Annotated in this window: 15 protein-coding genes; 7 read left to right on the top strand and 8 right to left on the bottom strand. The window is 71.0% G+C overall.

The window, feature by feature from the left end; translation table 11 throughout:
- The first annotated feature begins 97 nt into the window (after positions 1–97).
- A complete protein-coding gene (locus P2Q00_RS13870; RefSeq protein ID WP_275772750.1) occupies positions 98–511 on the top strand; it encodes an organic hydroperoxide resistance protein in 414 nt (137 codons plus the stop codon).
- A 74-nt stretch (positions 512–585) separates the two neighbouring features.
- Here P2Q00_RS13870 and P2Q00_RS13875 read toward each other — a convergent pair whose 3' ends face one another.
- The 7 genes from P2Q00_RS13875 to P2Q00_RS13905 form a co-directional block, all read right to left on the bottom strand.
- Positions 586–2,817 carry a bifunctional glycosyltransferase/CDP-glycerol:glycerophosphate glycerophosphotransferase gene (locus P2Q00_RS13875; protein ID WP_275772751.1) on the bottom strand — a complete coding sequence of 744 codons (2,232 nt, stop codon included), beginning with the start codon at positions 2,815–2,817 and terminating at the stop codon, positions 586–588.
- A gap of 5 nt (positions 2,818–2,822) precedes the next feature.
- Entirely contained in the window at positions 2,823–5,021 is a 2,199-nt protein-coding gene (locus tag P2Q00_RS13880; RefSeq protein ID WP_275772752.1) for a bifunctional glycosyltransferase/CDP-glycerol:glycerophosphate glycerophosphotransferase, read from the bottom strand.
- Between the two features lie 159 nt (positions 5,022–5,180).
- Positions 5,181–7,382, bottom strand: a complete 2,202-nt coding sequence (locus P2Q00_RS13885; protein WP_275772753.1) for a bifunctional glycosyltransferase/CDP-glycerol:glycerophosphate glycerophosphotransferase — start codon at positions 7,380–7,382, stop codon at positions 5,181–5,183.
- 156 nt (positions 7,383–7,538) lie between these two features.
- Positions 7,539–8,420 (bottom strand): carbohydrate ABC transporter permease, encoded by an 882-nt coding sequence (locus P2Q00_RS13890; protein ID WP_275772754.1) that lies wholly within the window; start codon positions 8,418–8,420, stop codon positions 7,539–7,541.
- Entirely contained in the window at positions 8,417–9,769 is a 1,353-nt protein-coding gene (locus P2Q00_RS13895; protein ID WP_275772755.1) for a carbohydrate ABC transporter permease, read from the bottom strand. The genes P2Q00_RS13890 and P2Q00_RS13895 overlap by 4 nt, the downstream gene beginning before the upstream one ends.
- Positions 9,770–9,779: 10 nt before the next feature.
- On the bottom strand, positions 9,780–11,156 hold the full coding sequence (locus P2Q00_RS13900; protein ID WP_275772756.1) for an ABC transporter substrate-binding protein: 1,377 nt from the start codon (positions 11,154–11,156) through the stop codon (positions 9,780–9,782).
- A gap of 261 nt (positions 11,157–11,417) precedes the next feature.
- Entirely contained in the window at positions 11,418–14,879 is a 3,462-nt protein-coding gene (locus P2Q00_RS13905; protein WP_275773163.1) for an FHA domain-containing protein, read from the bottom strand.
- A 368-nt stretch (positions 14,880–15,247) separates the two neighbouring features.
- On the opposite strand from P2Q00_RS13905, the gene P2Q00_RS13910 reads away from it, so the two are divergent.
- From P2Q00_RS13910 to P2Q00_RS13925, 4 genes are all read left to right on the top strand, one after another.
- Complete coding sequence (locus P2Q00_RS13910; RefSeq protein WP_275772757.1) at positions 15,248–16,933, top strand: serine/threonine-protein kinase; 1,686 nt, start codon at positions 15,248–15,250, stop codon at positions 16,931–16,933.
- 112 nt (positions 16,934–17,045) lie between these two features.
- Positions 17,046–18,287: a serine/threonine-protein kinase gene (locus P2Q00_RS13915; protein ID WP_275772758.1), complete on the top strand. Its 1,242-nt coding sequence runs from the start codon at positions 17,046–17,048 to the stop codon at positions 18,285–18,287.
- Between the two features lie 177 nt (positions 18,288–18,464).
- On the top strand, positions 18,465–19,571 hold the full coding sequence (gene prfB, locus P2Q00_RS13920) for a peptide chain release factor 2 (RefSeq protein ID WP_275772759.1): 1,107 nt from the start codon (positions 18,465–18,467) through the stop codon (positions 19,569–19,571).
- Between the two features lie 293 nt (positions 19,572–19,864).
- Complete coding sequence (locus P2Q00_RS13925; RefSeq protein WP_275772760.1) at positions 19,865–20,473, top strand: hypothetical protein; 609 nt, start codon at positions 19,865–19,867, stop codon at positions 20,471–20,473.
- A gap of 105 nt (positions 20,474–20,578) precedes the next feature.
- Here P2Q00_RS13925 and P2Q00_RS13930 read toward each other — a convergent pair whose 3' ends face one another.
- Positions 20,579–20,770, bottom strand: a complete 192-nt coding sequence (locus P2Q00_RS13930; protein WP_016438128.1) for a hypothetical protein — start codon at positions 20,768–20,770, stop codon at positions 20,579–20,581.
- Positions 20,771–21,099: 329 nt separating this feature from the next.
- Here P2Q00_RS13930 and ftsE point away from each other — a divergent pair, with 329 nt between their 5' ends.
- Positions 21,100–21,789, top strand: a complete 690-nt coding sequence (gene ftsE, locus P2Q00_RS13935) for a cell division ATP-binding protein FtsE (RefSeq protein ID WP_275772761.1) — start codon at positions 21,100–21,102, stop codon at positions 21,787–21,789.
- Positions 21,790–21,825: 36 nt separating this feature from the next.
- Positions 21,826–22,746: a permease-like cell division protein FtsX gene (ftsX, locus tag P2Q00_RS13940; RefSeq protein ID WP_275772762.1), complete on the top strand. Its 921-nt coding sequence runs from the start codon at positions 21,826–21,828 to the stop codon at positions 22,744–22,746.
- Positions 22,747–22,789: the final 43 nt, after the last annotated feature.

Consider the following 22,789-nt stretch of genomic DNA (forward strand, 5'->3'; position numbering starts at 1 on the left):
ATTAAGTTGTGCGCAATTGAATTGTGTGCTCTACTTGTGGTCGTGAGGCGGTCGAGGAAGAGCCGCCGGAACGTGACTTCGAGAGGGATGGTTTTCCATGGACGCGCTCTACACCGCTGTCGCCACCGCCACCCACGGCCGTGACGGTCGCGCCGTCTCCAACGACGGCAGGATCGACCTCAAGCTGGCCCCGCCGGTGGAGCTGGGCGGCAACGGGGAGGGCACCAACCCGGAGCAGCTGTTCGCCGCCGGTTACGCCGCCTGTTTCGGCAGCGCCCTCGGCCTGGTCGGCCGCCAGGCGAAGGTCGACGTCACCGACGCCGCCGTCACCGCCGAGGTCGGCATAGGCAAGCAGGGCGAGGGCTTCGGTCTGAAGGTCACCCTCCGCGTGGAGCTGCCGGACACCGTGGACGAGGCGACCGGCCGCAAGCTGGTCGAGACCGCCCACCAGGTGTGCCCCTACTCCAACGCCACCCGCGGCAACATCGAGGTCGACCTCGTCATCGAGTAGGTCTCACGGATCAACGGATCACCCGACCTGCGCCGGCATCAGCCGGCGCAGGTCGTGGCCGTCACTGGGGGCCGTCACTGCATCGAGTGAGCCCGTTCGGCGGCCGGAGCGGGCAGGACGGGGGCCGTCCGGGGCTCCGGCATCTCCTCGCCCAGCAGCACCGTCCGTACCACCCGCTCGGCGGCCCGCCCGTCGTCGAACTCGCAGAACCGCTGCCGGAAGGCGGCCCGCAGCCCCGCCGACTCCTCGTCGCGCCAGGTCTCCGAGGTGAACAGCCATGCCAACTCCCGGTAGGAGCGCGACACATGGCCCGGCGCCTCGGCGGTGATGTCGAAGTAGGCGCCCCGGCTCGCCGCGTACGCGCCCCAGTCGTCGGCGTGGACCACGATCGGCCGGTCCAGGTTGGCGTAGTCGAACATCAGGGCCGAGTAGTCGGTCACCAGCACATCGGAGGCGAGCATCAGGTCCTCGACGTGCGGCTCGTCCGTCGCGTCGAGCAGGACTCCCCGTGCGTGCAGGTCGGCGAGGCCCAGCCCGCGCGCCGTGCCGGTGGCGAGGGTCGGATGCAGGCGTACGACGAGGGTGTGGCCGGCGCCGAGGTCCGCGGCGAACCGGGCCAGGTCGATCCGGTCGACGTGTCCGCCCCGGCGGTAGTCGCGGCGGGTCGGCGCATACAGCACGACCGTGTTCCCGGCGGGGATGCCGAGCCGCGCGCGGACCTCCGCAGAGTGCTCCGCGGGCGCCTCGACCAGCACGTCGTTGCGCGGACTGCCCGTCCGCAGCGAGGTGAAGTGACAGGGGTACGCCCGGTCCCACACCAGTTCCGAGTGGCGGTTGGCGACCAGGCTGAGATCCCAGCGGTCGGCGCGGTGCAGCATCTTCGGCACGCTGAAGCCGTGCCGGGCGCCGGGCTTGTCCAGCAAATCGGCGCCCATGTACTTGAGCGGGGTGCCCTGGTGGGTCTGGACGTGGACCTGGCCCGGGCGCTTGACCAGCGAGCCCGGCCAGTTGACGTTGTTCATCCAGTACGTGGCCCGTCCCATGACCGCGTGGTAGCGCGGTGAGCCTGGCACCACATGGTCGACGCCGGGCGGCAGCGAGTCCACCGCGTCCTCCCGGACCACCCACACCCCGTGGATGTGCGGCGCGAGTTCGCGGGCCTTGGCGTGGATCGCGGCCGGGTCGCCGTGCATGCCCGCGTGGTGGGTCGCCGAGTAGACGGCCAGCTGCGGATCGAGCGGCAGCCTCGACTGGGCGGTGTACCAGGCCTGTTGGGCCGCCCCCGACGCCCTGTCCAGCGTATGCCGCTTGCCCGCCCCGGCGATCCTGCGCAGACCGCGGACCCCGCGCAGCGCCGCGTACGAGACGTACGGCGCGCTCGCCAGTAGCCGCATCTCGGTGCCGCGCGCGCCGTCCGGTGGGGTGAAGCCCTCGGGGCAGTGGCGGCGGTGGAAGGAGCGCATCTCGCGGTAGAAGGCGGAGCGGTCCGCGGGGGTCACCCGGTCCTCGCGGGCGAGCACGAACAGCATGTGGTCCAGGGCTCGTTCGAAGAGGAGGGGGCGCGCCCATGCCAGGTCCTCGCGCTCCTCCAGGAACGCGAACAGGCCCTCGTACTGCGGAAAGATGTCGAAGTGCCGCCGCCCCGGCGTCTTGGTGATCGCGCCCTGCCGGCGCTGCCGGTACTCGACGCCGATCCGGTTCAGACAGGCGATGCGGTCGGCCAGCACCATCGAGCGGTAGGTGACGGGCGCGTCCTCGTACAGGCCCGGCGCGTATTCCAGCCCGTGCTCCTGGAAGAAGGAACGCCGGTACGCCTTGTTCCAGGCGACCAGGAACAGATGGACGTACTGCGGGCTTTCGCGAAGGCTGAACACGTCCTGGCCCGCGGCGGCCAGCAGGGCGGAGGCGTCGCTCGGGCCGCCCCGGCCCCACCAGTGGGTGCGGACATGGTCGAAGACCAGGATGTCCGGGTCCTCGGCCGACTTCAGCCGGTCGGCGACCGCGCCCAGCAGGCCCGGCGTGTAGTGGTCGTCGCTGTCGAGGAAGAGGACGTAGTCGCCGCGGGCCGCTGCCAGACCGGCGTTGCGGGCCCGGCCCAGGCCGACGTTCTCGGGCAGGTGCAGCACCCGCACCCGCTCGTCGCGCTCCGCGTACTCGTCGAGGATCGCGCCGCAGCCGTCGGGCGAGCGGTCGTCGACGGCGATCACCTCGAAGTCGGGGTACGACTGTCCGAGCACCGAGTCGATGCACTCGCGCAGGAAGCCCTGCACCTTGAAGACGGGGACGATGATGCTGAAGCGGGGCACGGGTTTCAGTTCCTCACAAGGGCGGGGACCGGGGCCGGGGTGCGCTCGGCGAGCGGGATCACGGGCGGGATCGACTCGGGCGGTTCCCCGAGCAGCACCCGCCGTACGACCCGCTCGGCGGCGCGTCCGTCGTCGAACTGGCAGAACCGCTCCCGGAAGGCGGCCCTTGCCGCGGTGGACTCCGCTCCCGCCCAGGAGCCGTCGCGGAAGACGCGCGCCAGCTCCTCGGGCGTCCGCGCCACCGGCCCCGGCGGGCTCTCCATCAGGTCGAAGTAGACGCCCCGGGTCTCCCGGTAGACGTCCCAGTCGTCCGCGTACACCACGACGGGCCGGTCCAGGTTGGCATAGTCGAACATGATCGACGAGTAGTCGGTGATCAGCGCGTCGGCGGCCAGGCACACGTCCTCGGAGGAGCGGTGCGCGGTGACGTCGATGATCCGGCCGGTGCTCTGCGCCTTGCCCTGGTCGTAGAAGTAGTGGGCGCGCAGCAGCACGACCACGTCCTCGCCGGCCTCCTCGCAGAAGGCCTCCAGGTCCAGGCCCGTCTCGAAGCCCGTGTGGTAGTCGCGGTGGGTGGGCGCGTACAGGACGGCCGTCTTCCCCTCCGGGACCCCCAGCTCCCGCCGGATACGGGCCACGTCGTCCGCCGTCGCCGTGTAGTACACGTCGTTGCGCGGATAGCCGTACTCAAGGGTCTCGTGCGCGGCGGGGAAGGCCCGCTCCCACATCTGGGTGGAGTGGCTGTTGGAGGTGAGGTTGTAGTCCCAGCGGTCGATACGGGCCAGCAGCTTGGCGAAGCTGCCGGTCGCCGAGGCCACCACGGGATACGTCGCCTGGTCGACGCCCATCTTCTTCAGCGGGGTGCCGTGCTGGGTCGACAGATGGACGCTGCCGGGACGCTTGACGACGGCGTCCGCGAAGTTGGCGTTGTTGACCAGGTACTTGGCGCGGGCCAGCACGTCCCAGTACTTCGCGCTGCCGATGACCGCGTACTCGATGCCGTCCGGCATGGTGTGTTCCTGGTCCGGTTCGACCAGGAACACCGAGCGAAGCTGCGGGGCGAGTTCGCGGGCCTTGGCGTGGATCGCGGCCGGGCTGCAGGCATAGCCGCGGCCCCAATAGGCGCAGTACACCACCAGGTTGGGGTCCAGCGGGCGGCGCAGATCGCGCGCGTACCGCAGGCGGGTGCGCACCATGCGCGGCCGCGGCAGGCGCTCGGCCGCCTTCGCCGCCGCCTGGTTGGCGCCCCGCAGCGCACGGAACGCGGTGTACGCCCCCGTCGCCAGCAGCCGGTGCTGCACACCGAGACTGCCGCCCGGCGTCCGGTGCTCGGCGGGGCGGTGGCGGCGGTACAGCCTGCTCGCCAGCCGGAAGAAGGCGCGGCGCCTGCCGGACAGCCGCCTGGGATGGGCGGCGGTCTTCAGCACGGCCGCGAAGAGCTGCTCGAACAGCGGGCACAACCGGTCGTCGGACAGGCCCTGTTCGGCGGCGCGGGTGAGCACCAGGTCGGTCTGGGCGAGGAGTTCGAGGTGGTGCTCCCCGGGGAGGGCGAGCCGGCTGCCCTGTCTGCGCACCAGATGCCGTACGACGACCTGGCGCAGTACCGCGGCCTTCTCGGCCCTCAGCGTGACCAGGCCGGCGAAGCCGACATCCGTGAAGTGGCCATTGGGGAAGACGATGCACTCCTCGGCCAGGAAGGCCCGGCGGTAGGCCGCGCTCCACGCCGGGAGCTGCACACCCGTCAGCTGGGGCACCTGGTCCGGGGAGAAGGCGCCCGACGGTGTCTTCGGCAGGAGCAGCGCGGCCGGGTTGGTCGGCTCGCCCTCCCACCAGGGCACGCGCTCGTGCTCGACGTACAGGACGTCGATGTCGCCCGTCTCGGTGAGGCGGGTGTCCAGTGCCGCCAGTGCGCCGGGGACGAAGGTGTCGTCGCAGTCCAGGAACAGCAGATATGTACCGGTCGCCGCCCGCATCCCGGTGTTGCGCGCCCCGGCCAGACCGGCCGTGGGGGGCGAGTGCACCGGGGCCAGCCGGGAGTCCCGTTCGGCGTATCCGGCGACGATGTCCGCGGTGGGCGTGTCGGGGCCGTCGCAGACCGGGATCAGCTCGAAGTCGCCGAAGGACTGCGCGAGAACGGAGTCCAGCGCCTGGGACAGCCGGCCTGCCACCCCATGGGACGGGACGATGATGCTGAAGCGGGGCATTCTGCTCTTTCTGTCGTTGTTCTTGCGGGGCGGCCCGGATGCGTCTCAACCTTTGCGACGGCGTCCCGGCCGCCCGGTGGGACGCCAGGTGGACGGCCGGCTCGGTGTGGGCCGCGACGGGCTGGAGGGCATGCGAACTCCCCGGAGTGAGAACGGTGTTCAGTGGCTGTCGGTGACGGTCAGCGGAGCGGTCGGTTGCGGCACGGTGGCTTGCGGGGGGTGCGCGAGGGCCGCTGCCGCGGAGGGCACGGGGTGGCGCTCGGCGAAGGGGGTCACCGGCAGGTCCCGCTCGCCCAGGACGACATGGCGTACGACGCGTTCGGCGGCGCGTCCGTCGTCGTACGGGCAGAAGCGCTCACGGAAGGCGGTCCGCAGCTGGGTGGAGCGGGAGCCGCGCCAGTGGCCGGTGGCGAAGATGTCGATCAGCTCGTCCTCGCTGCGGGCGACCGCACCCGGCGGACAGGCACGCACGTCGAAGTAGGTGCCGCGGGCCGCCTCGTACGCGGCCCGGTCGTCGTCGGGGGTGTGGATCACGATCGGCCGGTCGAGGCCCGCGTAGTCGAACATCAGGGACGAGTAGTCGGTGAGCAGGACGTCCGAGGCGAGGCAGAGGGACTCGACGCCGGGGTGGCCGCTCACATCGATGATCCGTGCACCGGGCGGGACGGGGCTCTGGGTGCGGGCGAGGACGACGTACCGGGGGCCCAGGCGGCGCAGGAGGCGTTCCAGGTCCAGGGGGGAGTGCTGGGTGCGGCGGTGGTCGCGGTGGGCGGGGGCGTAGAGGACCGCGACGGTGTCCTCGGGGATGCCCAGGGCGGCGCGGAGGCGGGTGACCTCCGTCGAGGTGGCCTTCTGGAACACGTCGCTCTGCGGGGAGCCGTATTCGAGCGTGGTGTAGCCGCCCGGGTAGACGCGCTCCCAGGTGAGGGTGGAGTGGCGGTTGGCCGATACGACGTAGTCCCACTTGTCGACGTCGGCGAGGAGCCCCTCGAAGTCCAGGCCGTGTGCTGCGGCCGGGCGTTCCTGGAGGTCGAGGCCCATGTGCGCGAGCGGGGTGCCGTGCAGGGTCTGGATCAGGACCTGGCCGGTGCGCTTGACCAGTCGGGGCTCGAAGCCGGTGTTGCTGACCAGGTACTTGGAGCGGGCCAGGGCCGTCCAGTAGGCGGCCGTGTCGGGGCGGCCGGTCCAGGCCGTGCGGATGTGCGGCGCGAAGGCGCGGAAGGCCTCCTCCAGGGCGCCGGGGTTGCAGCCCTTGCCGCGACCGTCGTACGCGGTGAAGACGGCACGGTCGGCGCGGAGCGGGAGCCGGAGCTGGATGCGGTAGTGCAGCCGCAGGGCCGTCGACCTGACGCTGCGCAGGAGTTTGACGGCGAGCTTGGCCGTGCGGCGGTGCGCGGCGGCCGCCAACTGCAGGGCGCGGTACGTGCGGTGCAGGCCCCAGCGGATCAGCGTGTGGCGGAGGCGGGACCCCGCGACGGGGGTGCGGGGGACGCGGTAACGGCGGTAGTGGGCGCGGGCCTTGCGCAGGAACTCGGCGCGCGAGCCGCGCGGCAGGCGGTCGCGGTGGGAGAACACCTTCGTCAGGTGGTCGACCATCCGGCGGAACAACACCGGCCGCCAGCGGGCTAGTTGGGGGCGCCCGTCGAGGAACGCGAAGACACGGTCGTACTGTTCGAAGAGGTCGAAGTGCTTACGGCTGGTGGTGGAGAGGATGCTGCCTTGGCGCCGCTGCCGGTAGTGGACGCACACCCGGTCGAGGGTCGTGATGGACTCCGCGGCCATCAGCACCGGGAACGTCCACGGGGTGTCCTCGTAGTAGCCCGGCGGGAAGGCGAAGCCCTCGCGCTCGACGAACTCCCGCCGGTATGCCTTGTTCCAGGCCACCATCAGCAGCTTCAGCAGGCCCGGGCGGTCCTCCAGGCGGAAGGGGGCCGGGCCCTGCTCGGTGAGCTGGTCGGCGACGACGTTGCGGACGATCTCGCCCGACCAGAACGTGCGCGCGTAGTCGTAGACGACGACGTCCGGCTCGCCCGTCTCCTTCAGCCGGTCGGCGATGGAGCGCAGGGCGTGCGGGGTGAGGGTGTCGTCGCCGTCCAGGAAGACCAGGTAGTCGCCGCTCGCCTGCTCCAGACCGGCGTTGCGGGCGCGGCCCAGACCCTGGTTCTCGGCCAGGTGCAGGGGGCGCACGCGCGGGTCACGCTCCGCGAACTCGTCGATGATCGCGCCGCTCGAGTCCGGCGAGCAGTCGTCGACGGCGATCAGTTCGAGATCGGGATACGACTGCGACAGCACCGATTCCAGGCATTCGTGCAGATACGCCTGAACCTTGTACGCGGGGACGATGACACTGAACCTGGGCAAAGGACATCCATGGGTCGGCGCGGACTACAGGGCCTTGCCCGGGAACGGCCGATGGAGTGACTTGGTTACGGTGCCTGCGGCATACGGGGGATCCTGGGTGAACGAAAGGGGGCGGGACCGTAACGTCCCACCCCCTCAATCCCGTTGTCCTACGGGCTATTTGACGGCTCCCGCCATCACGCCCGAGACGAACTGCCGCTGGAACGCGAAGAACACGGCCAGCGGGATCACCATCGAGATGAACGCGCCGGGTGCCAGCACGTCGATGTTGTTGCCGAACTGCCGTACCTGCTGCTGCAGTGCGACCGTCAGCGGCTGCGACTCCGCGTTCGAGAACACCAGCGCCACCAGCATGTCGTTCCACACCCACAGGAACTGGAAGATGCCGAGGGACGCGATCGCCGGCGCGCCCAGCGGCATGACGACCGTGAGGAACAGCCGGGTCTCGCCGGCGCCGTCCAGCCGTGCCGCCTCCAGGAGTTCACGCGGGATCTCGGCGAAGAAGTTCCTCAGCAGGAAGATGGCGAACGGCAGCCCGAAGCCGACGTGGAAGAGGACCACGCCGATGATGTCGCCGAAGATCCCGATCCGGCCGAAGAGATCGGCGAGCGGGATCAGGGCGACCTGGACCGGGACGACGAGAAGTGCCACGACGACCAGGAACCACCAGTCGCGGCCCTTGAAGTCCATCCAGGCGAAGGCGTATCCGGCCATCGCGCCGAGCAGCACCACGAGGAGCGTGGCCGGGACCGTGATCCAGACGGTGTTGAACAGCGCGTGGGTGATCGCGTCCTTCTCCAGGAGCGACTGGTAGCTCTTGGCGGTCAGTTGGCTCGGCGCCGTGAACACCTTCCACCAGCCCGAGGCGGCGATGTCGGTCGGGTCGCGGAACGAGGAGACCAGCAGGCCGAAGGTGGGCACCAGCCAGAACAGGGCGACCACGATCAGGAAGATCCGCATCACCCCGCCCGCCGTACCGCTCGCCACCCGCGCGGCGAGGGTGCGCTTGGCGCGCACGGTCGTGTCGAGGGTGGTCACCGCTGACGCTCCTTCCTCAGCCGGCGGATGTTCACGAACATCACCGGCAGTACGAGCAGCAGCAGGATGACGCCGATCGCGCTGCCGACGCCCTCGTTGCCGCCGCCGCCGAAGGACGACAGGAACAGCTGCAGGGCAAGGACGTTGGCGTCGTCCTGGCTGGGCTGCGGGGCGATGATGTAGACCAGGTCGAAGATCTTCATCACGTTGATCATGAGCGTGATGAGGACGACGACCAGGACGGGGGCGAGGAGGGGGACGGTGACCCTTCGGAACACCTGCCATTCGTTGGCGCCGTCCACGCGGGCCGCTTCGAGCAGGTTGCGGTCGACGCCGGCCAGGCCCGCCGCGATCAGCACCATCGCGAAGCCCGCCCACATCCATACGTACGCGCCGATGATGGCCGGGGTGACCAGCGTCGGGCCGAGCCAGTCGATGCCGTTGTACGGTGCTGAGAAGTTCGAGGCGGGGAGCCTGAGTTGGGCCCCGTCGGCACTCGCCGGGAGGGTGAAGGTGCCGTCGGCGCCGCTCTTCGCGGAAGCGACCACCTTGCCGCCCTTCACGGCCTCGACCTTCACGCCCTTGAGCGCCTTCTCACCGGGGTCGACCTTGCCCTTTGTGCCACCGCCGCCCAGCTTGAAGTCCAGCCAGACGGTGCCCGTGATGCCCGGACCGCTCGCCGTCTTCGCGTTCTCGGGAGTGCCCGGCAGCCTGTTGGGCGCGATGCCGACGAGAGGGAGCAGGGCCGGGGTGCCCGCGTGCACGGTGCCGGTCGTGGTGAACGAGCCGCCGCCGGACGGCTTGAGATCGCTCGCCGTCGCGTTCGGCCGGGCGTTGGGATAGACGGAGGAGGAGACGAAGGTGTCGTGGATCGACTTGGCGACCGCGTTGGCGGCGCCCAGGCCCGGGTCCTGCTCGTAGACGAGACGGAAGATGATCCCGGCCGCGAGCATCGAGATCGCCATCGGCATGAAGACGATCAGCTTGAACGCCGTTCCCCAGCGCACCCGTTCGGTCATCACGGCGAAGATCAGACCGAGCGCGGTGACCAGGGCCGGCGCCACCGCCACCCAGATCGCGGTGTTGCGTACGGCGGTCAGTGTGGCGCTGTTGCTGAAGATGTCGCCGTAGTTCTTCAGCCCGACGAAACCGGAGCCGTCGGCGTCGTAGAGACTGCGCCAGACCGAGTACCCGATCGGGTAGACCACGAGCGCCCCGAGAAGCACGAACGCGGGCAGCAGGAACAGCACCGCCACCCACAGCCGTGTCCCCGTGACGCTCTTGCGCGGCGAGACGGAGGGCGTCGGCAGTGCGCCGGCGCCCCCTGCCGAATTCGCTACGGACGTCATGGCCTCGCCGTCAGCCCGCCGCGTACGCCTTGGCCGCGTCGGCCTCCAGCTTCTGCTGGGTGCCGGCCACGTCCTTCGGGTTCCTCAGGAAGTCCTGCAGGTCCTTCCACTCGCCGATGCCCGCCGTGCCGCCGAAGGCCGCCGGTGCCTGGTCGGACATGTCGAAGCGGAAGTCGTCACCGGCCGCGAGCAGCTGCTTGGCGATCTGGCCGGTGATCGCGTCCTTGTACTTGGACTGGTCCATCTCCTTGTTCGGGGAGAGGATGCCGCCCTGCGCCGCCCAGATCTCCGCCGCGTCGGTGGAGGCCAGGAACGTCAGCAGCGCCTGCGCGCCCTTGCTGTCCTTCAGCGCCACGGCCACGTCGCCGCCGCTGACCACGGGGGCCTGGGAGCCGACCGCCGGGAACGGGAAGACCTTCGCGTCCGTGCCCAGCTTCGCCTTGGTGTCACCGTTGATGTTCGCCGCGACGAAGTCGCCCTCGAAGACCATCGCCGCCGGGGTGGAGCCGGAGAAGGTCTGCGTGACCGACTTCGGGAACTCCGTGTTCAGCGCGCCCTTGGTGCCGCCCGCGATCAGGTCGTTCTTGCCCCAGAGCTGGGCGAGCGTGGTCAGGGCCTGCTTGACCGAGGGGTCGGTCCACTTGATCTTGTGTGCGGCCAGTTGGTCGTACTTCTCGGGGCCCGCCTGGGAGAGATAGACGTTCTCGAACCAGTCGGTGAGCGTCCAGCCGTCCGCGCCGCCGACCGACACGGCGGGTGAGCCGGCGTCCGACAGTGTCTGCGCGGTGCTGAGGAAGTCCTTCCAGGTCTTCGGCGCCTGCGTGATGCCCGCCGCGTCGAAGGCCTTGGTGTTGTACCAGACCAGGGACTTGTTGGCGGCCTTGGCGTAAACGCCGTACTGCTTGCCCTTCCAGGCGCCGAGGTCGACCCAGCCCTTGGAGAAGTTCTTCTCCAACTGGGCCTTGGCTTCCGGGCCGAGGGGCTTGAGCCAGCCCTTGTCCGCGAACTGGTGCAACACGCCGACCTGGGGCAGGAACGCGACGTCCGGCGGCTTGCCGCCCTGGATCTTGGTACCGAGGAACGTGGAGGTGTTGTTGCCGGTCGGCACGAAGTCGACCTTGGCGCCGGTGCGCTTCTTGAACTCGTCCATGACCTTCATGAAGTTGTCCTGCTCGGCGCCGGTCCAGACGGCGGCCACCTCAAGCGTCTGGCCGCTCAGTTTGGGCAGTGTGACGGAGCCTGAGCTCGACGAGCTGCCACCGCCGTTGCTGCTCTTGTTGCCGCTTCCGCCGCAGCCCGTGAGTGCCAGCGCGAGTGCCGCTGCGAGGAGTGCGGCTGCGGATTTGGCGGCCCTGCGTGTCCGGTTCTTGCTGCTCGTGCTGCGCATCACTGCCCCGTTCTTCGATCTTCGTCGAACGTCGAGCGCTGTCCCGTGTGATCTGGTCTACGCCCGCGGGAATGGGTCGGCAAGTGTGCGTCCGCTGTCAACCGGGGGATCGTGACTGCCTTGTGACGGTTGCCTCCGGCGGTTGGGCCGGTATGCAGGCGCGTGGGGGTGCGCGGCCCTGGGGGCTGTGCCCCCAGACCCCCCATCGGCCCGAAAGGCCTCGTCCTCAAACGCCGGACGGGCTGGGTACACAGACCGGCGCTACAGAAGTGACGGGACTTCAGATGCTGAAACCTCCCGCGCCGCCCGCTCCAGTGCGCTGGCCAGCAACGCCAGATCCGTCGGGCCGTTGCCCAGTTCTCGTACGGGTCTGCGGGTCGGGGGGTCGCCCATGCGCTGCCAGTCCAGGGGGACGACCGTGGGGCGGAGGGTTGCCGTGCGGGGGATGCGGCCGGTGACGCGGCCGCCCTGGAAGGGGGTCGTCCTGCCGTCGGGGCGGGTCAGGCTGCCGCGGCCCGGTGCCGGTTCGTCGGGGCCGGTGCCCAGGGCGTCGAGGGTCACGCGGAGGGTGGCCTTCCGGGCCGGTTCCGTGTCCGCCGTACGGCCCCCGGGGGCGGTCGCGGCCACCATGTGGACGCCGAGTTGCTCGCCCTCGCGGGCCACCGCCTCCAGCGCCCGCATGACGGAACCCGCGGCCGGGCGGCCCGGTGAGCCGAGTGCGGGGGAGACCAGGGCGTCCAGGTCGTCCACGACCACCACGAGCCGGGGGAGCGGTGGTGCTGCCTCCGTCTGTCGGCGCGCCGCTCCCGGGCGCAGCCGTATCGTCGAGCTGGGCGGGGATTCCAGGTCGCCGGATGCGGTCGCTCCGGTCGCCCGCTGGGACACGATGCGGCCCGACAGCTCCCGGCCCCTGTGCCACTCGGTGAACGCGGAGCGGCCCAGCAGCTCGGCCCGGCGTTTCAGCTCGGCGCTCAGGGACTGGGCGAACTCCCGCATCCGGACAGGGTCGTTGGCGGTGAGATGGGTCGTCACGTGCGGGACGTCCGTACAGACGCGCAGGCCGTCGCCGTGGCCGCCGCCCGCGCCCACGCTGTCCCGGCCGTCCATCAGGACGATGCCCAGCCGGTCGGGGCGCTCGGCCGCGGCCAGCGAGGCGACCACGGCCCGCAGCAGCTCCGTACGTCCGCTGCCCGGCGGGCCCTCGATCAGCAGGTGCGGGCCGTCGGCGGCGAGATCCGCGCTGACCGGGCCGCGCGGACCGGCCCCGAGCACGGCCCAGGCCCGCCCGCCGAGCGCCTGCGCGTCGTCCGCCGCGTCCGCCCAACGCGCCATCAGCGACGCCGGGGTGGCCCTTGCGAGCCCCAACTCGTCCAGCAGCCGCGCCGCTTGGGGCAACGGCACCGACACGCGTGCGTGCCGCTCGGTGCCGGAACCGTCCGTCCTGAGCGGCGCCAGCGCCCGCGCGAACCGCTCGGCCCAGGCGAGGGAGACGGCGTCCACGGCGGCCACGGTGCCGGGGCCCATGGGGCCGGGGTGGGTCGTACCCGTGAGTGGGGCGGCGGCCGGGGCTATGGGTGCCGGCGCGGGCATGGGCATGGTGTGCGTGTCTGTCGGTGCGGGCGGTTCGGCCGGGGCCGGCGGCGTCGGTGTCCGGTCCGCGGTCCCGCTTCCGGGGGCCCCGGAACCGGTCCGCGCCACCCGCATCAGCCGCAGCGCCGTCGCCACGTCGCCGCTCAGCAGCGCCACCGCTCCGCAGTCCCGGAACGCCGGTGCCACCGCGCAGGCCGCCTCGTACGTCTCCGTCACCGGCGACGCGGGCGACGCCGACACCGTCTCGGCGAGGCAGACGACATGTATTCCGGCCCGCGGTCCCTCCAGCGCCAGCCGCGCCACCGCCTCCCGCACCGCGGCGCCTCCGGGGTCGCCGTCCACGACGACCACGCTGTACGGCCCGGGGAAGCCGTCCGTCGCCTCCGCGCCCTCGTCGGTACGCGCCCAGGAGGGCCGCCGGGCGGTACTGCGGGTAGGGGAATGGCCGCCGGCCATGTGTGCCGGCCCTGTTCCGTTCCTTGCCTCCGTCTGCTGGTCCTCCAGGCGTCGCAGCAACTCGTCGGTGCGGGCCGTGGCCTGTTCGCGGTCGTAGGCGAGGAGGAGACGGCAGTCCTGGCCGTGGCCGGGGCGGAGGTGGGGGAGCCAGCCCAGCCAGGACCACTCCGCCGTGCGCTCCTCCAGGGGGCGTGAGCGGTCCGCGGCGATCAGGACGATCTCCAGGGCGTCCGGGGAGTGCAGCGCGGCGAGCTGGGCCAGCACCGCGCGGGCCAGCCCGGACAGCCGGGTGCGGGGGCCGGCCAGGCCCAGCGCTCCGGCCTCGCGCAGATCCGCGGTCACCGGCACCGCGGGCAGCAGCCCGGAGCCGTCGGGCGCCGCCCGGTCCGCCGTGCCGAGCCGCACCGTGAGCGCCTCCGGGTGCCCCGGCCCGCGCTCCCACAGCCGCGGGCCCGGGCCGAGCGCCGTCAGCAGCAGCGCCGCCGGGTCGGGCCAGGTCTCCGGGAGCTGGGGGCCGGTGAGCGGCGCGGGCCCCGGCGTCGTATCGGGGCCGTCCTCCTCGTCGTACGCCTCGCCCTCGGGCGGCAGCTGCTCGCCGCGCCCGCCGGCCAACCGTCGCGCCCACGCCGAGAGGCCCCCGCGCCTGCGCAGGCCCGGGGGCACGTCGGTCCCGCGCAGCGGGGTTCCCTTGCGCCCGCCCGTTCCGGGGGCGTTCGGGTCTTCCGGTGCGGCCGTGGACGAGTCCCATACGACTGCACCGAACCGGCCCGCGTGGGTGTCACCGCCCGCCGCGAACCCTCCTGCGACGCTGGTCTCGATGCGCGGTGCCCCGCCCTGCTCGGGCACCAGCTGGGGTTCGGCGGAGTCGTGTCCCTGGGCGGCGGGTACGCCGCGCGAGGGCGTGGCGGAGATGTCGCCGCCGTCGGCCACGCGCGCGTGAGGTGTCGTTTCCGGCGCCGCCGTGCCGCTTGCCGGGGCCGGCGCTGTCCCCGCCTCCTGCTCGCGCCCGGAGGGAACGCGCACATGCCCCTCCCCGTCCGGAGCCGTCGGCACCCGCGCCCCCGGCCCTCCGGCCGGAGCGACCCGCAGTGCCGACTCCCCGATACGGAGCAGCGCGCCCGGTGTGAAACGCACCGCCCGCTTGCTCAGGCGGGTGCCGTCCAGAGTTGTGCCGTTCGTGGAGTCGAGGTCGGCGACCGAGACCTGGCCGTCGGCGGCGACCGTGACCGCGCAGTGCAGCCGGGAGACGTCCGGGTCGTCGAGCGGGACATCGGCGTCGGCGGAGCGGCCGATGCGGATCTCGCCGCCGTGCAGAAGGTGGACGCCGCCCGCGTCCGGGCCCGCGATCACCTGGAGCTGGGTCGGGGCGTCGTCCAGCTCGGGGTGGGGCTCGGGCTCGGCCGGGGCACCCAGGGAGAGCACGGCGCCGTCGATCAGCGGGGGCTCGCCCACGGTGCAGCGGCGATCGTCCAGGCGCTCCGCGCCCGCGTACAGCACCACCGCGCCGCCGGAGGCCGAGGCATGCGCGTCGCCCGCGACCGCCGAGGCCAGTGCCGACGCCACCGCGGCCAGGGCCGTGCCGGCGGGCGCCGTGAGCAGCACGTCGCAGCTCGCGGTGCGACCCCGCGCCCGGTCGGGCGGGCCCAGCGGGTCTACGACGGTCAGCCGGATCTGCATCGCCGTCAGCGGTCCCTTCTGCGCGGGCATGCGAGGGCGCGGACTACCCCACCCCACACGAGCACATCGGCCAGTACTAGTACTCCAGGCATCCTCGCACCTGCCACTGACAACGCGCCCGCCCCTCGGGGTCAAGTGATCTTGATTGGTCGGCTCTGCCCGCAAAAGTGCCTGACAGATGACATAGCGCAGACCGCTTGAGATCGGTCACGCCCGCTTCGGGCAACCGGCGGACCGAGTCGAGCGTCTTTCCTTCGAACATGCACGGGGAGCCGTACGTAAGACGCTGGGACGGCGACAGGTCGGTGCCGCGCACAGCGGCACTACAGTGGGTCGGAACGGTAAGCAAGCAGCAGGGAGCACATGACGTGCGGCCGGTAGGCAGCAAGTACCTGCTCGAGGAGCCGCTCGGACGCGGCGCCACGGGCACCGTCTGGCGGGCCCGCCAGCGAGAGACCGCGGGGGCCGAGGCCGCCGTGCCCGGTCAGCCCGGCGAGACCGTCGCGATCAAGGTTCTCAAGGAAGAGCTCGCGAACGACGCCGACATCGTGATGCGGTTCCTCAGGGAGCGCTCGGTCCTGCTGCGTCTGACCCACCCGAACATCGTCCGGGTCCGTGACCTGGTGGTCGAGGGCGATCTGCTGGCGCTGGTCATGGACCTCGTCGAGGGCCCCGACCTGCACCGCTACCTGCGCGAGAACGGCCCCTTCAGCCCCGTCGGCGCGGCTCTCCTCACTGCCCAGATCGCCGACGCGCTCGCCGCCAGCCATGCCGACGGCGTCGTGCACCGCGATCTGAAGCCGGCCAACGTCCTGCTCAAGCAGAACAGCGGCCAGATGCACCCGATGCTCACCGACTTCGGCATCGCCCGCCTCGCCGACTCCCCGGGCCTGACCCGCACGCACGAGTTCGTCGGCACGCCCGCGTACGTCGCACCGGAGAGCGCCGAGGGCCGCCCGCAGACCTCCGCCGTCGACATCTACGGCGCCGGCATCCTGATGTACGAGCTGGTCACCGGCCGTCCCCCGTTCGGCGGCGGATCGGCCCTGGAAGTACTGCACCAGCACCTGAGCGCCGAGCCGCGCCGCCCGTCCACGGTCCCCGACCCGCTCTGGACGGTCATAGAGCGCTGCCTGCGCAAGAACCCGGACGAACGGCCCAGCGCCGAGAACCTCGGGCGCGCCCTGCGCGTGGTCGCCGAGGGCATCGGCGTGCATGCGAACTCCGCGCAGATCGCCGCCGCGGAGTCCGTCGGCGCCCTGCTGGCCCCCGACCCGATGCCGGCCGCCGTCCCCGGCTCGGCCGACCCCACACAGGTCCTGCCGCACGGCGCGGGTGCCTCGTACGACCCGAACGCCGCGACCAGCTATCTGCCCCACACCGGCGGACCCGGACCGGTCGGCGCCGCCGACCCCACGGCCGTACTCCCGAACACGGGGGCGGCGGACCCGACCGCGGTCATGCCGCCGATGCCCCAGGGGCAGCCGGGGCAGCCGGGGCAGCCGGGGCAGCAGCCCGAGCAGCCGCACCCCTGGCAGAACCAGCTGCGCGCCGCCCGCGACCGCAACGAGCAGACGCAGGTCCAGCAGTACGTCAACCCCGACGACGATCCGCTGCGCCGCCGCCCCCAGCGCCAGGTCGCCCGCCCGCAGCAGCGCCCCCAGCAGCAGCGACCGCAGCAGGCCTACGGCTATCCGCAGCAGCAACAGCCGCAGCAGTACGCCCCGCCGCAGCACCAGCAGCCCCAGCGGTACGCGCCTCCGCAGCAGCCCCAGCAGCCCGCCCATGAGCCGCGGGAGCCCCGGCAGCCGCGGCAGCGCAGCGCCAACCCGATGAAGATCCCGGGGCTCGGCTGCCTGAAGGGTTGCCTGTTCACGATCATCATCCTGTTCGTCGCGGGCTGGCTGGTCTGGGAGCTGAGCCCGCTCCAGGAGTGGATCGGTACCACCAAGAGCTACTGGCAGCAGCTCTCCGACATGTTCAACACAGTGACCGGCTGGATCGGGAAACTGGGCGATCTGGTCGGCAACAAAGGCGGCAGCGGCGGCAACTGAGCAGCGAGCTTGGTGATTTGTCGACACCTGGCGGGTGATTTCCGTCTCTGCGGTGAAGGTTGGCTCCTCGGACGCGTAGCTTTAGCGACACACGCGTCTGGTAGGAGCAGTCTTGGCACGGAAGATCGGCAGCCGGTACACCGCGAACCAGATCCTGGGGCGGGGCAGCGCCGGCACGGTGTGGCTGGGCGAGGGGCCCGAGGGGCCCGTTGCCATCAAGCTGCTGCGCGAGGATCTCGCCTCCGACCAGGAGCTCGTCGGACGCTTTGTGCAGGAGCGCACGGCGCTGCTCGGCCTCGACCACCCGAACGTCGTCTCCGTACGTGATCTGGTGGTGGACGGCAACGATCTCGCGCTGGTCATGGACCTGGTCCGCGGCACCGATCTGCGCACCCGCCTCGACCGCGACCGGCGGCTCGCGCCCGCGGCGGCGGTGGCGATCGTGGCCGACGTTGCGGACGGACTCGCGGCCGCACACGCGGCGGGCGTCGTGCACCGGGACGTCAAGCCGGAGAACGTACTGCTGGACATGCAGGGGCCGCTGGGCCCCGGCGGCTCCCACCCGGCCCTCCTGACCGACTTCGGCGTGGCCAAGCTGATCGACTCCCCGCGCCGCACCCGCGCGACGAAGATCATCGGCACGCCCGACTATCTGGCCCCGGAGATCGTGGAGGGCCTGCCCCCGCGCGCGGCGGTGGACATCTACGCCCTCGCAACGGTCCTCTACGAGCTGCTGGCGGGCTTCACACCGTTCGGCGGCGGCCACCCCGGCGCCGTGCTGCGGCGGCATGTCACGGAGACCGTGGTCCCGCTGCCGGGCATCCCGGACGAGCTGTGGCAGCTGCTCGTGCAGTGCCTGGCCAAGGCACCGGCCTCCCGGCTGCGCGCCTCGGAGCTGGGCGCACGCCTGCGGGAGCTGCTGCCGCTGGTGGCGGGGATGCCGCCGCTGGACGTGGACGAACCGGACGTGGAGCCGGCGGAGGAGTCGGAGACGGTGGCCGGGGAGACCGCGGCACCCGCCCGTGACCGGGTACGGCGCGGCGCGGTCCCGCTGGTCCCGGGCGCGAAGCCGGCCGATTCCAACCGGGACACCCATACGTCGATGAGGGTCCCGGCCCCCGACGAGCTGGCCGGCGGCGCACGAGGAACGGCCCGGGTACCGCGCGCGACGGGCGCCCCGCGGCCGGGTTCCGCCCGGCACCGGGCGGTGACGAGACGGCGGCGGGTGGTGCTGGGGGCGGCCGCGGTGGCGCTGGTCGCGGCGGCCGGCGTGGGCACGTGGCTGGCGACGTCGGGTGACGACGCGGGGGCGACACCGCAGGACTCGAAGCACTCGGCACCGGCGTCACCGTGACTGGTCAGCTCCGGTCGCGGCATCTCAGCCCGTCCGGCGTTTGAGGACGAGGCCCCTTAAGGGCCGAAGCGGGGGTCTGGGGGCGGCAGCCCCCAGCGGACGGCCCCGACACCCCCGGCCACAGCCCAGCCCGGCGGCCAGACACTCCCCGCTTGGCGGAGCCGTTACGCTGGAGGCGTGGCAGTCGTCGATGTATCCGAAGAGCTCAAGTCCCTCTCCTCGACCATGGAGTCGATCGAGGCCGTTCTGGACCTCGACAGGCTGAGGGCAGACATCGCCGTGCTCGAGGAGCAGGCGGCCGCGCCGTCCCTGTGGGACAACCCGGACGAGGCGCAGAAGATCACCAGCAAGCTGAGCCACCTGCAGGCCGAGGTCAGGAAGGCCGAGGCACTGCGCGGGCGGATCGACGATCTCTCCGTGCTCTTCGAGATGGCCGAGGAGGAGGACGACCCGGACACCCGTGCCGAGGCCGAGTCCGAGCTCACCGCCGTCAAGAAGGCGCTGGACGAGATGGAGGTCCGGACGCTCCTGAGCGGTGAGTACGACTCCCGTGAGGCGCTCGTCAACATCCGCGCCGAGGCCGGTGGCGTCGACGCCGCCGACTTCGCGGAGAAGCTCCAGCGGATGTACCTGCGCTGGGCGGAGCAGAAGGGCTACAAGACCGAGCTCATCGAGACGTCGTACGCGGAAGAGGCCGGCATCAAGTCGACCACCTTCGCCGTGCAGGTGCCGTACGCCTACGGCACGCTCTCGGTCGAGCAGGGCACCCACCGGCTCGTGCGCATCTCGCCCTTCGACAACCAGGGGCGCCGCCAGACCTCCTTCGCGGGCGTCGAGGTGCTCCCGGTGGTCGAGCAGACCGACCACATCGAGATCGACGAGACCGAGCTGCGCGTGGACGTGTACCGGTCCTCGGGCCCCGGCGGCCAGGGCGTGAACACCACCGACTCCGCGGTGCGCCTCACCCACCTCCCCACCGGCATCGTCGTCTCCTGCCAGAACGAGCGGTCGCAGATCCAGAACAAGGCGACCGCGATGAACGTCCTCCAGGCCAAGCTGCTCGAGCGGCGCCGCCAGGAGGAGCAGGCCAAGATGGACGCCCTGAAGGGCGACGGCGGCAACTCCTGGGGCAACCAGATGCGTTCGTACGTCCTGCACCCGTACCAGATGGTCAAGGACCTGCGCACCGACTTCGAAGTCGGCAACCCCGAGGCCGTGTTCAACGGCGAGATCGACGGGTTCCTGGAGGCCGGAATTCGCTGGCGCAAGCAGCAGGAGAAGTAGCCGAGCGAAGTGACTTTATCGACTTGACAACTGCCGCCCTGTGGGCGGCAGTTGCTGTTTGTCTGGGTTTTACATCACACTCACAGGTTCCAACTCGATGTAAACAAGACGCAAGTGGACATTGCGCACGCAACGGCCTTGACGTTGCTTTGAAAAATGGGAAGGGTAAAGCGCGGCATGCGTATCTCTGGGGCGCATGTGAACCGGGGGAATTTTGCAGCGCAGCCACCTCCGTCGATCACGACCCCCGAGCGCCGCCCAACTGACGATGAGCTACTGGGGGTAGCAACCACATGACGAACAAGACGCGGATCCGTGTCGCGCGGATTGCCGCGGGTGCCGTGATCGCCGCCGGCGCCTCGCTGACCGCCGCGGGTGTCGCATCCGCCGACGACTGCGGGCTGCTGGGCATCTGCATCACGCCCGCGCCGACCGACCCGGCGCCGACCGACCTGCCGACGGACCCGGCCCCGACCGGTCTGCCGACGGACCTCCCGACGGAGCCCACCGGCGAGCCGACCGAGCCGACGCAGGAGCCGACCGAGCCCACCTCGCAGCCCACGGACAACCCGACCACCGCGCCGACCGACCCGGGCAACGGGAACGGCAACGGCAATGGGAATGGCAACGGGAACGGCAACGGGCACAACGGTGGTGGCAACTCCAACACCAACCCCGACGGCAACTCCGGCACCTCCGCCCAGGACGAGGGCTCCTCGGCCCTCCAGGACACGGGCTCGGAGACCTCGACCCAGACCAAGGGCAACGGCCAGCAGCTCGCCGAGACCGGTGCCGGTCAGACGGCCTTCCTGATCGTCGGCGCCGCCACCATGATCGCCGGTGGCGTCGGCTTCCGCATTCTGCCGCGCCTCGTGGGCGGCCGTGGCGGTGCGGCTGCCTGACGGTAGCCGTGCGCACACGCAAAGTGTGCGACAACGTACGACGAGGGGCCCGGAGCGTGCATCGCTCCGGGCCCCTCGGGCGTCTCAGTGCCCCTGTGCCGCGCCCTACGCGGTCTGGTGCGCCAGCAGCGCCACCGCCGCGATCAGCACCGCCAGCAGTGCGATCAGCGCCATGGGGTTGAGTCCCGCGAAGAAGTTCTCCTGCTGCAGCCGCTCGCGGTTCGCGCGGCACACGGGGCACCGGCCCTCGCTCACGGGCGCCGCGCAGTTCGCGCACACCAGCCGGTCGTACGTCATGCGCTCGCCCTCCTTGCCAGTACGTTCACTGGGAGAACGGCTCCGGGTGGGAGAACGTTCCCCTCTCTACTGTGCCAGGTTCCTCCGGAGGGTGCGCGGGGGTCGCTCTCAGGGGGTGCGTGGGGGTTGTCACGCGGCTGCGGGCCGGTGGGGGTTGATCGCGCCCCGCGGCGGAGCCGCTGATTGATACAGCCCCGCGCCCCTTAAAATCGCTGCCCACCCCGGCACAAAAGGCACAACCTGCTCCCAACCGCAACCGGCGCCTGCGCTCCTGCGCCCGACTCGCGTATGGTCACGCTCATCTACCCCCGGCGACCCGTGGTGCATCCGTGATCCGATTCGACAACGTCTCCAAGGTCTACCCCAAGCAGAACCGTCCTGCACTCAGGGATGTCTCCCTGGAAGTGGAGAAGGGCGAGTTTGTGTTTCTCGTGGGGTCCTCCGGCTCCGGAAAGTCCACCTTCCTGCGGCTGATCCTCCGCGAGGAGCGGACCAGTCATGGCCAGGTGCACGTCCTGGGCAAGGACCTCGCGCGCCTCTCCAACTGGAAGGTGCCGCACATGCGGCGCCAGTTGGGGACGGTGTTCCAGGACTTCCGGCTCCTGCCGAACAAGACGGTGGCGGAGAACGTCGCCTTCGCGCAGGAGGTCATCGGGAAGTCGCGCGGTGAGATCCGCAAGTCCGTGCCGCAGGTGCTCGACCTCGTCGGGCTCGGCGGCAAGGAGGACCGGATGCCCGGCGAGCTGTCCGGTGGTGAGCAGCAGCGAGTCGCGATTGCGCGCGCGTTCGTCAACCGGCCGAAGCTGCTCATCGCCGACGAGCCCACCGGCAACCTCGACCCGCAGACCTCCGTCGGCATCATGAAGCTGCTCGACCGGATCAACCGGACCGGCACCACCGTGGTGATGGCGACGCACGACCAGAACATCGTGGACCAGATGCGCAAGCGCGTCATCGAGCTGGAGAAGGGCCGCCTCGTCCGCGACCAGGCACGCGGCGTCTACGGCTACCAGCACTGACCGCGACCGTCCACGGAAAGGCCTGAAGAAGACGCCATGCGCGCCCAGTTCGTACTCTCCGAGATCGGTGTCGGTCTCCGCCGCAATCTGACCATGACCTTCGCGGTCATCGTCTCCGTCGCCCTGTCCCTTGCACTGTTCGGCGGGTCGCTCCTGATGAGCGACCAGGTCAGCACCATGAAGGGCTACTGGTACGACAAGGTCAACGTCTCGATCTTCCTCTGCAACAAGAGCGACGCCCAGTCCGACCCCAACTGCGCCAAGGGCGCGGTCACGGACGACCAGAAGAAGCAGATCCTCGCCGACCTGGACAAGATGACGACGGTCGTCCAGAAGATCACCTACGAGTCGCAGGACGCGGCGTACAAGCACTACAAGGAGCAGTTCGGCGACTCCCCGCTGGCCAGTTCCCTCACGCCGGACCAGATGCAGGAGTCGTACCGGATCAAGCTGAAGGACCCGGAGAAGTACCAGGTCATCGCGACCGCCTTCGACGGGCGCGACGGCGTGCAGTCCGTGCAGGACCAGAAGGGGATCCTGGACAACCTGTTCGGGCTGCTCAACGGCATGAACTGGGCCGCGCGGGCCGTGATGGCGCTGATGCTCGTCGTCGCGCTGATGCTGATCGTCAACACCGTGCGCGTGTCCGCGTTCAGCCGGCGCCGGGAGACCGGGATCATGCGGCTGGTCGGTGCCTCCGGGTTCTACATCCAGGCGCCGTTCATCATGGAGGCGGCGGTCGCCGGGCTCATCGGCGGGACGGTCGCCTGCGGGTTCCTGGTGGTCGCGCGGTACTTCATCATCGACCACGGCCTGGACCTGTCCCACAAGCTGAATCTGATCAACTTCATCGGCTGGGACGCCGTGTTGACGAAGCTGCCGCTCATCCTCGCCACGAGTCTGCTGATGCCCGCGCTTGCCGCGTTCTTCGCGCTGCGCAAGTACCTGAAGGTGTGACGCATGCCAAGAGGGCCGTACGGTCAACCGGCCATACGGCCCT

This window comes from Streptomyces coacervatus (assembly GCF_029223485.1).
GTDB lineage: Bacteria > Actinomycetota > Actinomycetes > Streptomycetales > Streptomycetaceae > Streptomyces > Streptomyces coacervatus.

Coding starts and splice junctions, on each gene's coding strand:
- P2Q00_RS13870 (WP_275772750.1), top strand. CDS start 98: ATGGACGCGCTCTACACCGCTGTCGCCACCGCCACCCACGGCCGTGAC.
- ftsX (WP_275772762.1), top strand. CDS start 21,826: ATGCGCGCCCAGTTCGTACTCTCCGAGATCGGTGTCGGTCTCCGCCGC.
- P2Q00_RS13900 (WP_275772756.1), bottom strand. CDS start 11,156: ATGCGCAGCACGAGCAGCAAGAACCGGACACGCAGGGCCGCCAAATCC.
- P2Q00_RS13925 (WP_275772760.1), top strand. CDS start 19,865: ATGACGAACAAGACGCGGATCCGTGTCGCGCGGATTGCCGCGGGTGCC.
- P2Q00_RS13930 (WP_016438128.1), bottom strand. CDS start 20,770: ATGACGTACGACCGGCTGGTGTGCGCGAACTGCGCGGCGCCCGTGAGC.
- P2Q00_RS13895 (WP_275772755.1), bottom strand. CDS start 9,769: ATGACGTCCGTAGCGAATTCGGCAGGGGGCGCCGGCGCACTGCCGACG.
- P2Q00_RS13880 (WP_275772752.1), bottom strand. CDS start 5,021: ATGCCCCGCTTCAGCATCATCGTCCCGTCCCATGGGGTGGCAGGCCGG.
- P2Q00_RS13905 (WP_275773163.1), bottom strand. CDS start 14,879: ATGCAGATCCGGCTGACCGTCGTAGACCCGCTGGGCCCGCCCGACCGG.